The 12,482-nt window shown below is 70.5% G+C and carries 9 protein-coding genes; 1 reads left to right on the top strand and 8 read right to left on the bottom strand.

From position 1 onward, the window contains the following. Positions 1-193: 193 nt before the first annotated feature. From ACY34K_RS29905 to ACY34K_RS29870, 8 genes are all read right to left on the bottom strand, one after another. Positions 194-2,086: an ABC transporter ATP-binding protein gene (locus ACY34K_RS29905; protein ID WP_462752656.1), complete on the bottom strand. Its 1,893-nt coding sequence runs from the start codon at positions 2,084-2,086 to the stop codon at positions 194-196. Further along, positions 2,083-2,517, bottom strand: a complete 435-nt coding sequence (locus ACY34K_RS29900) for a lasso peptide biosynthesis B2 protein (RefSeq protein ID WP_462752654.1) — start codon at positions 2,515-2,517, stop codon at positions 2,083-2,085. Before ACY34K_RS29900 ends, ACY34K_RS29905 begins: the two co-directional genes overlap by 4 nt. Next, the gene (locus ACY34K_RS29895; protein ID WP_462752652.1) at positions 2,514-2,768 is read right to left on the bottom strand and encodes a lasso peptide biosynthesis PqqD family chaperone; all 255 of its coding nucleotides are present in this window, start codon (positions 2,766-2,768) and stop codon (positions 2,514-2,516) included. Before ACY34K_RS29895 ends, ACY34K_RS29900 begins: the two co-directional genes overlap by 4 nt. Before the next feature lie 115 nt (positions 2,769-2,883). Beyond that, entirely contained in the window at positions 2,884-4,740 is a 1,857-nt protein-coding gene (locus ACY34K_RS29890; RefSeq protein ID WP_462752650.1) for a lasso peptide isopeptide bond-forming cyclase, read from the bottom strand. Between the two features lie 25 nt (positions 4,741-4,765). Beyond that, entirely contained in the window at positions 4,766-4,876 is a 111-nt protein-coding gene (locus ACY34K_RS29885) for a keywimysin-related RiPP (RefSeq protein WP_462752648.1), read from the bottom strand. Positions 4,877-5,856: 980 nt separating this feature from the next. Then, on the bottom strand, positions 5,857-6,900 hold the full coding sequence (locus ACY34K_RS29880; protein WP_462752646.1) for an ABC transporter ATP-binding protein: 1,044 nt from the start codon (positions 6,898-6,900) through the stop codon (positions 5,857-5,859). Continuing rightward, a complete protein-coding gene (locus ACY34K_RS29875; RefSeq protein ID WP_462752662.1) occupies positions 6,897-8,486 on the bottom strand; it encodes an ABC transporter permease in 1,590 nt (529 codons plus the stop codon). The genes ACY34K_RS29880 and ACY34K_RS29875 overlap by 4 nt, the downstream gene beginning before the upstream one ends. Position 8,487: 1 nt before the next feature. After that, positions 8,488-9,507: an iron ABC transporter substrate-binding protein gene (locus ACY34K_RS29870; protein ID WP_462752644.1), complete on the bottom strand. Its 1,020-nt coding sequence runs from the start codon at positions 9,505-9,507 to the stop codon at positions 8,488-8,490. Between the two features lie 222 nt (positions 9,508-9,729). On the opposite strand from ACY34K_RS29870, the gene ACY34K_RS29865 reads away from it, so the two are divergent. Then, positions 9,730-12,315: an AMP-binding protein gene (locus ACY34K_RS29865; protein WP_462752642.1), complete on the top strand. Its 2,586-nt coding sequence runs from the start codon at positions 9,730-9,732 to the stop codon at positions 12,313-12,315. Positions 12,316-12,482: the final 167 nt, after the last annotated feature.

Raw genomic sequence — 12,482 nt, 5'->3', positions numbered from 1 at the left:
CCCACGCTCGAAGAGGGACGACAACCCTCGTGTCGCCCACAAATCAACGCAACAGGTGACACCTCGAACAACAAGTCGCCCCCCTGCTCCCCCAACTGGCTACACCGTCGGAGGAGATCGCGGCTCCCTCATCGCCGGGGCGGCCCACGGGCGGGCGCGTACCCCGCTCAGCGAAGGCGTGGAGCGGTGTCGGTCACGCCGGCGGGCGGGGTGCGGCCGCGGGATGAAGCACCTGCCCGGCGGCCAGCTTGCGGTAGGTGGGGCTGCTGGTGAGCAGTTCCTTGTGGCGTCCGCTGGCGGTGGCACGGCCGTCGTGCAGGACGATGATCTGGTCGGCGTGCTGCACCGTGGAGAGGCGGTGTGCGATCACGAGGAGCGCGCACTCCTGCGCGGCGTCCTTCATGACGGTGGTGAGCGCGGTTTCGTTGATGCTGTCGAGGTGGGAGGTGGGTTCGTCGAGCAGAAGGAGCGCAGGTCGCGCCAGCAGGGCGCGGGCCAGGGCGACCCTTTGGCGTTCGCCCGCAGAGAGCGTTCCGCCACGCGGGCCGAGCATTCCCGACAGGCTGCCGGGCAGTCGCCGTGCCACGCCTTCCAGTTGGGCGAGCTCGACGACACGCCGTACTTCGGCGTCGGTGGCGTGGGGCGCGGCGTAGGTGATGTTGTCCCGCAGTGTGCCGTGGACGACGTGCGTGTCCTGGTCGACGACGGCGATGCGTTCTCGGCAGGCGGTGCGGGTCAGTTCGGTGGCGGGCAGGCCGTCGAACAGCAGACTCCCGGAGTCCGGTTCGTAGAACCTGGCGATGAGAGCGAAGATCGTGCTCTTGCCCGCGCCCGACCGGCCGACCAGGGCCGTCTGACCACGGTGGGGCACGGTGAAGGAAATGCCGCGCAGTACCGGCCGGTCCGCTTCGTAGCCGAACCAGACGTCACGCAGGCTGAGCGCTGCCTCGCCCTCCTCTCCGGCCGTACGGCAGGGCTCTTTCACGACGGCGGTCGCCGGGCGGAGTCGGGACGGCGTGGCCGGGCCGGTGACCGTTTCCGGCTGCTGGTGTTCGAGGGCGGGCGCGAGGTCGGGGGCCGTGGGTTCCACGGGCAGAAGGAGGGCTTGTTCGATGCGCTGGTAGGCGCCCATGCCGCGCTGGATCAGTCCTGCCGCGCGGAAGACCGAGGAGAGCGGCAGAACCAGGTAGGAGGCGTAGAGCAGGAAGGCCACCAGGTCGCCGAGAGAGTTGGCCTGGCCGGTCACCCTCAGGCCGCCGATGACCAGGACGATGAGGAAGGAGCCCTGCACGGCGAGTTCGACGGCTGGGCTCATGATGGAGGCGAGTTTCGCGGTCCGCACGCCGGCGCTGTACGCCGTTTCGACGCGTTCTCCGATGCGTGCCGCCTCGCGGTCCTCCGCGCGGTGGATGCGGACCATCGGGAGGGCGCCGAGTGCGCGTTCCAGGTCGGCGGCGACAGCGCCCACCGAGTCCTGCATGCGTTCGGAGGCCGCCCTGATTCCCTTGAGCAGGGAGGCGACGATCACGGCGGCGACGGCCACGGTGAGGGCGACCAGAAGCAGCAGCAGCGGATCGATCCACACCATCAGCGCGATGGCCCCCGCCGCTACGAGGGCACCCGTGACGAGGTCGACGAGTGCCTGGGACACCACTTCTCGCAAGAGGGTGGTGTCGGTGGTGACCCGGGAGATCAGGTCACCGCCGCGATGCCGGTCGTACTCCCGCATCTCCAGCCGGAGGAGTCGTGCGACCAGGCCGTGACGCAGCTGGCGGACGACGCTTTCGCCCATGCGTTCCAGAACGAATCGACCTGCCGCACCTGTCGCCGCTTCGGCCGCGAACAGTGCGGCGAGGGCCAGGAGGAGGGGCCAGAGCACCTGTCCGCGGCCACTCGCGTCGATGGCCTGCTTGGCGACGAGTGGCTGGGCGAGGCCCAGAGCGGAGCCGACCAGGGTGAGGGCGGTGGCGATGACGATGGAGGGCCGGTGTCCGGCGGTCAGCCGGTACATGGTGGCGACCGCGGCTCGCGTGGAGCGGTCGCTCTCTGGGGACGGCTGCGCCTGGTCCACTGTGCTTGCGGTCATCGGCCCGATCGGCTCCTGGGGGCGATTGCGATGAGGCGGGTGAAGTAGTCGTCGGGAACGCCCTCGTCGACGAGCCGGCCGTCCACCTCGATCCAGGCATGGGCGGTGAACGGCGGCACCACGCGCACTCCGGTGCACCAGGTGGGCCATGTCCCCGACAGACGGCACAACAGGGCGGCCCCCAGGGAACGAGGCAGGCAGCCCTTGGGGCCGGCGCAGCGCAGGCTCACCGCGCACATCGCGTCCCGGGCGTTCTTCGCCTGCTCGGCGGTGGCCGGCGTGGCGCCGCGGCGTGCGACGCCGAGTAGGGTCCGGATCCGGCTGGGTGGCAGGAGTGCGAGCACCAGCGCGGGGAGCAGGACGAGACGAGCCGCCAGGCGCCGTGCGAACGGGACGTCGGCGGGCCTTTCCAGGGCACTGGGCGTCGTCATTCGGCCAGCCCCGAGGACCGCAGCTGCTGTACGAGGGCTTCGACGTCCCGGGTCGCCTGGGCGAGGTCGATCTCGAAGGCGTCGGTGAGTGCGGCGACCGCGTCCGCTTCGTCACCGCCGGCCATGAGGGTCTTCACCACCAGGGTGCCACTGGGGTTCAACTCCCAGTACTCCCCGGCGCGTTCGTTCAAGAGCACCGTGCCGTAGTCGGTGTCCGCGGTGGAGATGCCGGCGCCGAACCTCAATGCCATCGTGCGTCCCTTTCCGGTGGTGGAGTGCGGAGGCTGGTTCCACGGCGTGTTTCGAAAGTGGCGTCGGCCGCCCGGAGGGCGGGGCCCCGGCCAGACGGAACTTTCGAAACACGCCCTAGGGGCCGGTGCGGGCTGTTGCCTGCGTGGTCCGGGGCAGGCCGCGCAGCCACACTTCGGCGGCGATGGTCGAGTAGAGGATCGCCTCGCGCAGTTCGGGTGTGCCCGGCCGCTGGGCGAGCAGGCGCAGGGCCTTCCCGTCGACCAGACCGAGCTGTTCCAGGCGCGAATCCGTCCACAGTGCCAGCAGGTCGGCGCGGTGTTCGCGCAGTCCGTTGGAGGCGTCCATGGAGGCTGCGGCCTTGTTGGTGCGCCGCAGACACGCTTCGGGAACGATCCCGTGCATGGCGGCGGTCAGGAGGGGTTTGTACTGCCAGGGTGTGACCCGCTCGCTCGGGCGGACGGCGAGGCATGCCTCGATGACGCGGTCGTCGAGGAAGGGCGATGCCATCGGTACGCCGGCGCGGGCGGCCATTTGGTCCCACTGGCGGATGATGCGTGTGCAGGATCGGATCTGCTCCAGATCGGCGTGCATGCCACGGTCCGGATGGATCGGGACGGCGTGCTCGGCGGCCTCGCGCAGGGCCCGCCGGGCGATGCGTTCGGTGTCGGGGGTGACCCAGTCGAAGAGGCGCGGGGGCATGCCCCAGCCGAGGCCGGTGCTGACGGTTGTCGGCAGGGGATCCCGCAGCCGGTGGGCGGCGTCGGCCAGCCAGGCCCCGTACGGCCGTGAGTCCGCCAGCGCGCGTGCCGTGGCGCCGAGGGGCCACTGCCACAGCGCCCGGAAGCCCCGCAGCGTGCGAAGGGCGAACAGCGGTCGGGTGCGCAGCAGCCTGTGGTAGTACGCCTCTGAGCACCAGGCCACGTGGTCACCGCCGATGCCCGTCAGGTGCAGTCGGCTGCCCCGCTCGGCCATGCCCGGCAGATGGTGCAGGACACGTGAACGGTCCATGACGCCGATGGTCGGCTCGTCCAGCAGGTCGTCGATGGACAGCAGATCCTCGTAGACGAGGGGGGACGCGTCGGCGTCCCAGACGATGTGCTCGACGTCCGGCAGCGATTGGATCGCCTGTTCGGCCCAGTAGAGGTCGGTGTCCGCGGGGTCGCGGCCCGGCCAGGTGCTGGCGACCACCTTGGCCGGTGAGCGGTCGGCCAGGAAGCAGATCGAGGTGGAGTCGAGGCCGCCGGACAGGTCGCAGCTGACCACGCCGCCCTGCCTCGTACGGGCGTCCACCGCCGTGGCCAGGGCTTCGCGTACCAGGGGGGCACCCTCGGCGAGGGACCGTACCGGCTCGGGCGGTGTCCACCAGCGGGAGTGTCGTGCCGTCCGGCCGTCCGCGGCGACGACCACCGCGTCCTGGGGTGCCACGGCGGTGACGTGGCGCCACATGGGTGTCTCGCCCAGCGGGTACGGAACGGGCCACAACAGCCGGATGGCCACCTGCTCCGCGTCCGGTTCCGCGTCGCACATACCGGCGAGGACGTCGGCTCGGCTGGCGACCACCTGCACACCGTCCACGGTGGCGTGGAACACCAGCCGGAGCCCTGACGCGGTGCCTTGCACCCTGAGCTGTCCGTCCAGGGTGGCGACGAGGTGGAAGCTCCCGGGAAGCGTGCGGGCCAGTGCGTCGAGCTCGGCGAGGTCGCGCAATCGCCCGGCCCGGCGTTCCAGCCCCGCGACATCGACCGGGCAACAGCCGATGACGGCGATGGCCGTATGGCCGGCGCGTGCGACGACGATGTCCTCGTCGTGCCACTGCCCCACCAGCCAGGGCCGGCCCGAGGCATGCGGCAGGGCGCGTGTTCCGGGGCGGGAGAAGGACCGGGCCACGGCGGCCGCCTCCTCACGGTCGGTGAAGACCGTGAAGTGCGCCTCGCCGGGGCCCGTCCCCGCACTCTCGTGCAGTTCAGTCATGACGTCGGGTCAGAACCGTCGGTCGTCAGTTCTTGCTCAGGATGAGCCGGTCGTTGCCGGAGCGTCCCAGGAGCCCGGTGTTCTTCCGGAACGTCCCGAGCTTGGCCAGCGTCGGCGCTTCGTATGCCTTCTTCATGACCTCTCCTCACACACAGGTGCCACTGCCGCATCCCTGGCGACCGCGAACCGGAGGACGGTTCACAGCCGCCTGCCCGGGGCTCATCCGGAGCCCAGGACGAGGAAGCGGTGTACGCAATAGCTATGCGCATGAGGACAAGGAACAACAAGACCACTAGAGAAAATAGGACTATATGTAAATTTCAAATGTGGCTGAATTTGATACCGGGAACCACACGGGTGATCAATCGTGAGGCACTCGACCGACACCATGACACAGAGTCAAGCAAAAACGTTCCAACCAGTGCACCGATACACACATGACGGGTTTTGCCAGGGGCGTACGCCGGTGGCAACGCGACGGAGCCGCCGGGTCGCACAACGCTCCTGTGCTGCACACCCTCATCGGTGGCCTTCCTGTCTGAATGGCTGGATACCGCTGCCGAATCACTGCCCTCGCAAGCGGTACGAGCGGCCGATATCCCCTCCACCTCGCACCTGACGGACGAAACAGCAGCGCACACCTGTGATGAGAGGGGTCACCGTGGGATGCAGCCACGCCATTAAGGCGACGCTCAACCAAGATTTTTTGTCACGCTTGACAGTCAAAGGACGGCCGAACCGACGCGAAGCCTCCCGGCTTTGACATGGAGCAAGAAATTGCCGTCGGCGAACGCGTGACCGACGTATGCAGTTGCAAGCAGGTGATCTGCTTGCGTTCCACGGGGTGTCCGCCGTGCCGACGAAGCGGAAGAAGCCGATATGGCTCTGGGGGCGTGTGAGGTACGACATCGCCGACGCCACTGGGCTTCGGTCGAGACCCGGTCGCCGACGGACCGGGATCCGGCCGACCCCAGGGTGCCGGCTCCGCGGCGCGACGGCCGCCAGGCCGCTCGCCATCCGCTCGATGACGTCACTGCGAGCCGGCGCTCGCGAGTGACCTGGGCCATGGACACGACCGGGTGGTGACGCAGGTGCTCCCCGCGTGCCCGCGGAGGCTCACCCAGGGTGTGGATGCAGCGTCGCCCGACCCGTGACCGACAGGCCGACTCGCTCGCCCTGTCGGGCGGTTACCGGGCCCGGGGCGCGGACGACAAGGGTGTCGGCGAGCGTGTCGACGGTGATGGTGAGCAAGGCGTCGTGGCCGTGGAAGCGGACCTCGGTCACCGTGCCCTCGACGACCGCGTCGGCGACGGGTGTGAGCCGGAGCTGCTCGGGCCGGAGCAGGACGACACCGTCGTTGTGGGCGGCGGGGGCCGCGAGCGGGATCCGCCCCAGGGCGGTGGTGGCCGTGGTCCCCTGGGCAGTGGCGGGGACGAGAACGGCCTCTCCGACGAAAGAGGCCACCCAGGGGTCGGCCGGAAGGTGGTAGAGCTCCTCGGGGGCGGCGCACTGGGCGACGCGGCCCTCGTTGAGGACGGCGACGAGGTCAGCGGTGGAGAGCGCCTCCTGCTGATCGTGCGTGACGAGGAGGGCGGTGGCACCGCTGTCGCGGAGCACCTCGCGTACGTCCGCTCGTACCGCCTCGCGCAAGCCGGCGTCCAGAGCGCTGAACGGCTCGTCGAGCAGGACGAGCTGAGGCTCGGGAGCGAGGGCACGGGCAAGCGCGATGCGCTGCTGCTGGCCGCCCGAGAGTTCGTGCGGCATGCGTGCTCCGTAGCCCGCGAGCCCGACCATCTCCAACATCTGCTCGACGCGTCCGTGCCGTGCCGCCCGATCGTGCCCCTTCAGTCCGAAGGCGATGTTGCGGGCCACGCTCAGGTGGGGGAAGAGGGCGCCTTCCTGGGGGACGATGCCAATGCGGCGCCGTTCGGGCGGCAGGTGGGTTCCGGGGCCGCTGAGCAGGCGTCCGGCGACGGTGACGCTGCCGGCGTCGGACTTCAGGAAGCCGGCGATGACGCGCAGCAGGGTGGTCTTGCCGCAGCCGGAGGGGCCGAGGACGGCGGCCAGGGTGCCTCCGGGGACGGTGAGGTCGAGGCCGTCGAGGATCGGTGCCCCGGCGCTGTAGGCCTTGACCACGCCGCTGATCTGGAGGTCGTTCATGTGCGGTCTTTCCCGAGGAGGTACGAGGGGACGGCTGCCAGCAGGATCAGCGCCGCGGCGTACGGAGCCGCGGCGGCGAATGATCCGCTGCCGGTTTCCGTCCACAGCCGGGTGGCCAGGGTGTCCATGCCGGTGGGGCGCAGGAGCAGGGTGGCGGGAAGCTCCTTCATGCAGACCACGAAGGTGAGCGCCGCGCCGGCCGCCACGCCGGGGGCCGCCAGGGGAACGGTCACCTCGCGGAGCACTCCGAACGGGGTACGGCCCAGCGAGCGGGCGACGTCGTCGAGGACGGGCGGCGCCTGGAGCACCGCCGCCCGTGTGGCGGCCACCGCGAGGGGCAGGAAGAGCACCGCGTAGGCGCAGACCAGCAGCGGCGTCTCCTGGTAGAGCGGGCGGGCGTAGCGCACCGCGAAGAAGACCATGGCCAGCGCGACGGTGATGCCGGGTACGGCATGGCCGGCGTACGCGGCTTGTTCGAGCATCCGGGCGAACCGCCCGCGGTGGCGGGCGGCGATGACGCCGACCGGCAGCGCGAGCACCGTGGTGAGCGCGGCGCCCGCGGAGGCGAGGCCCAGGGTGGTGAGCGCGGTGGTGGTGAGCGCGGCCGGGTCCCAGGTGGCGGAGGAGCCGACGGCGAGCCAGTAGCACAGTGTGGCGAGGGGGAAGCCGACGGCCGCGGCGACGACACCGCCGGAGAAGGCCAAGGCGCCCGGGCGCCACCGGCCGAGGGCGGCGGGGACGGCCCGCCGGGCGGTGCCCGTGCCGGTGCGGGCGTAGTCGGCGCGCCCGCGGGTGCGGGTTTCGGCGGCGACGAGCGCGATGGTCATGACCACCAGCACGGCGCTCAGCGCGGCGGCCGGGGTGCGGTCGAAGCTGGCCCGGTAGGAGGTGTAGACGCCGAGAGTGAAGGTGTCGTACCGCATGAGCGAGACGGCGCCGAAGTCGGAGAGCACGTACAGCGCCACCAGGAGTCCACCGCCGGCCGCGGCTGGACGCAGCTGTGGCAGGGTGACACGGACGAACGTCCGGAAGGGTCCGTGGCCGAGCGAGCGGGCGACCTCTTCGTGCCCGGGGTCGGTGCCGCGCAACGCGGCGGCGACCGGCAGGTACACGTACGGGAAACATGCCAGGGTCAGCGCCAGGGCGGAGCCGGTGAAGCCGGCCAGCGAGGGCACGGCGGACAGCCAGGCGAAGGCGGTGACGTAACTGGGCACCGCCAGCGGCAGGGTGACGACCACGGACCAGGCGCGGGCACCGGGCAGGTCGGTGCGGACGATGAGCCAGGCGAGCGCGACGCCGAGCACGAGGCAGGCGCCGACGACGGTCACGGTCAGGCCGAGGCTGCGCAGCAGGAGTTCGCCGGTGCGTGCGGCGGCCACGACCTCCCAGGCATAGGCAGGCCCGCGTTCCAGCGCTCGGACGGCGAGGTAGCCGAGTGGCAGGACGGCGAGCAGGGCGGCGGCCGTGGCGGGCACGATCAGGGTCCAGCCTGGCCGGCCGCCTGCACGCCCCCGCCCGGCGAGGGCGGGAGCGCCTGCCGGGCGGGGATCGCGACGGGCCGGGGCGGAGCGCTCCGGTGAGGTCACGTCAGACAAGTCCGACGTCCTGGAGCATGGCCAGGGTCTGCTTGAGCGAGTCGAGCTTTCCGAGATCGATCTTCGGCGGCTGCAGGGTCTCGAGGGGCGGAACGCCCTCGGCGGTCTTGACCCCGGCGGCCAGCGGGTACTCCTTGGTCTCCTCGGCGAAGTACTTCTGGGCCTCGGCGGAGAGCAGGTAGTCGACGGCCTTCTGAGCGTACTGGGCCTGCTTCTTGTCCGCGCCCTTGAGCATGCCGACGCCGGCGACGTTGACGAGACCGCCCGGGTCACCCTTGGGCAGGTAGTGGACCTTGGCCTTGAGCTCGTCGGCACCCTTCTCGGCGGCCTGCTCGTACCAGTAGTAGTGGTTGATCAGGCCCAGAGCGACCTCGCCCTTGTCGACGGCTTCCAGCACCTTGAGGTTGTTCTCGTACTTCTTGGGGTCATTGGCCTTCAGGCCTTTGAGCCAGGTGCGGGCGGCGTCGTCGCCCTCCAGGACACGCATGCCGGTGACGAACGCCTGGAAGGAGGCGTTGGTCGGCACGAAGCCGATCTTGCCCTTCCACTCCGGCTTCACCAGCTCGTGGACGCTGTTCGGCGGGGTGGGAACCTGGTCCGGGTGGTACGCCAGTACACGGACGCGGCCACTGACGCCGGTCCAGTCGCCGGCCGAGCTGCGGTGGGCGGGGGCGACCTTGTCGAGGGTGGTCTTCGGCAGCGGGGCGAGGCGCTGTTCCGTCGAGAGCGCGCCGAGCGCGCCGGCGTCCTGGGAGAGGAAGAGGCCGGCTTCGGTCTTGTCGCCCTCTTCCAGGAGCTGGGCGGACAGTTCGGCGCTGTCGCCGTAGCGGACCTCGACGTTGGCGTTGAGGTGCTTCTCCAGCTTCTCGATCAGCGGCTTCACGAGGTTCTCGTTGCGGCCGGAGTAGATGACGAGGTCGGCCGGTTCGTCGCTGCCGCATGCGGCGAGCATCGGACCGAGCAGGGTGGCCGCGGCGAGCGCGGTGAGGGTACGGGCCAGGGGGCGGCGCATGGGACGGGAATGCCTTCCTGCCGGACCGGCCTCCGGCGCCACGGGGTACGGGGCAGGTGGCGAGCGGCGAAAACTTATCCGAGGAACCTGTGAACACAGTATTGATAAGGTAAAGCTAACCTAAGGGTCAAGTCAGTCTTTGATAACGACCGCATTGCGAAGGGGTATCCGGAGCACCCCCTCCCCCTTTCCGATTAGGAAAGGCTTACCTACGATGCGCCCGTGAAGCTCCTCCCCTCCCCGCCCGCTCGCGGCAGCGTGCTCCCCCTTGCCCACGACCTGGCACGCCACGGCGACCGCACCGCCCTCGTCACCCCCGCCGGTGAGATCCCCTACCGCGAGCTTGCCCGGAGGGTCCACGAGACGGCCCGACGCCTCGGCGTCGAACGCCGGCTCATCCTGCTCCCCGGCGCCAACACCGTCGAGGCACTCGTCATCCACCTGGCCGCCCTCTCGGCAGGTCACCCGGTGCTCCTCGTCCCGGGCGACCACCCGGAGGCCGTGGCCGCGCTCACCGCCGCGTACGACCCCGACATCGTCATCCACCCGGAGCCCGGCGACGACGGTGAGTGGCGGATCGACGAACGGCGGGCGCTCTCGGCCCACGCCCTCCACCCCGATCTGGCGCTGTTGCTCAGCACCTCCGGCTCCACCGGATCCCCGAAACTCGTCCGCCTTTCGTACGAGAACCTCCAGGCCAACGCCGAGTCCATCGCCGCGTACCTGGGGATCCGCGACACGGACCGTGCCGCGACGACCCTGCCGATGCACTACTGCTACGGCCTGTCGGTCGTCCACAGTCATCTGCTGCGCGGGGCGGGCGTGATCCTGACCGGCCTCTCGGTGGCCGACGCCTGCTTCTGGGATCTCTTCCGCTCGGCCCGGGGCACCGCGCTCGCCGGCGTGCCGTACACGTTCGACCTGCTCGACCGGGTCGGCTTCGCAGACATGGACCTCCCGCACCTGCGATACGTCACTCAAGCGGGCGGCCGGCTCGGACCCGAGGGCGTCGTCCGCTATGCCGAACTCGGACGGCAGCGCGGATGGGATCTGTTCGTCATGTACGGCCAGACCGAGGCGACCGCCCGCATGGCCTACCTGCCGCCGGAAAAGGCCACTGCCCATCCCGGCGCCATCGGAATACCGGTGCCGGGCGGCTCATTCGCCCTGGAAACGGTGGAGGAGGCGGACGCCGGCGTCGGCGAACTGGTCTACAGGGGGCCGAACGTCATGCTCGGCTACGCGCACTCCCCGGACGACCTCCGCCTCGGCCGGACCGTCGACGCGCTGCGCACCGGGGACCTGGCCCGGCGCACCGACGACGGCCTGTACGAGATCGTGGGGCGGCGCTCCCGATTCCTGAAGATCTTCGGGCTGCGCATCGATCCCCAGCAGGTGGAGACGATGCTCGAGCGGCACGGGGTGCGCGCGCTGTGCACCGGCGACGACGAACGGCTCGTCGTCGCGGCCGCCCGTCGGCCCGGCTGGGACGTGCGCCGGATCCGGCGGCGGGTGATGGACGAGTGCGGACTGCCGGTACGAGCCGTGGACGTCCACGTGGTCGACGACCTGCCCCGGCTGGCGAACGGCAAGCCGGACTACGCGGCGGTGCGCGGCCTGGCCCGTCCCGTGCCGGAAAGCCCGGCCGCCGCGCCGGCAGGAGAACCGGCCGAGGACCTCTGCGCCCTGTACGCACGGATCCTGGACCGCCACGACGTCACCCCGGAGAGCTCCTTCGTGGGTCTCGGCGGCGACTCGTTGTCGTACGTCGAGATGTCCCTCCACCTCGAACGGCGATTGGGCCGGCTCCCGGCGAACTGGCACACCACACCGATACGCGAACTCCAGCAGAGCGGCCCGCCATCACCCCGGAGCCGCAAAAGAACCCTGGAGACGAGTGTCGCGCTGCGCGCGCTGGCGATCGTCTGCGTCGTGGGCTCCCACATCCGGCTCTTCGAGATCCGAGGCGGCGCTCACCTTCTCCTGGCCGTGGCCGGCTTCAACTTCGCCCGCTTCCTGCTCACCTCGGCCGAGCGCCGAACCCGCGTCCGCCGCACCGCCCGCAGTATCGGGCGGATCGCCCTGCCCTGCATGGCCTGGACCGCCTTCGCGCTGCTCGTCAGTGACGACTACGACCTCTCCAACCTTCTCCTCCTGCACAACGCCCTGTTCCCGCAGGACATGGGCCCGGGCATCCACCTCTGGTTCGTCGAAGCCCTCGTCTACATCCTCCTCACGATGCTCGCCCTGCTGGCACTGCCCGTCGTGGACCGTCTGGAGCGGCGCTTCCCGTACGGAATGCCCCTGGCCCTCGTCGCCGCGGGGCTGCTCACCCGCTACGAACTCGTCGGCCTGCCCGACCGCACCCAGATCACCGACGCGGTCACCGTCTTCTGGCTGTTCGCCCTCGGCTGGGCCGCGGCCCGCGCGAACACCGTCCCCCAACGGCTCCTCATCACGGTCGCCGCGACCGCCACCATCCCCGGCTTCTTCCCGGGCGAGCCACGCCGCGAAATCTTCGTCATGGCCGGCTTCCTGCTCCTGGTGTGGTTCGCCACTCTCCCGAGCGGCCGCCGGCTCAACCAGCTCGCCGGCCTGCTGGCCGGCAGCTCCCTCGCCATCTACCTGACGCATTGGCAGATCTACCCGATCTTCGACGGCCTCTCGAAGCACCTGGCGCTCGCCGTCTCACTCGCCTTCGGCATCGGCTACGCCGCCGCCTCGGCTCGGCTGGTCCGGCGGCTCCCGGAAGTCCGTACGGCCGCGAGCGCCCTCCTGCATCGACGGTTCGGCACCGCTCGCGCGTAGCACCGCCGGCGGGTGGGGAAAGCGATCGCACGTGCCCCCCGCTCCTGTCGTATCGCCGCTGCGAGGGCCGGGACGGTACGCGTCGGTCCCCCACGGCGAACCGGGCGCCCGCCGAGGATGACAGCCGAGCACGATCCGAGAGCTGCATTTTTGTGATGCCATGTCAC

It is taken from the genome of Streptomyces sp. STAM6, assembly GCF_054963715.1.
The sequence above is the reverse complement of the archived record's forward strand: the minus strand, read 5'-3'. Positions and strand labels throughout refer to the sequence as shown.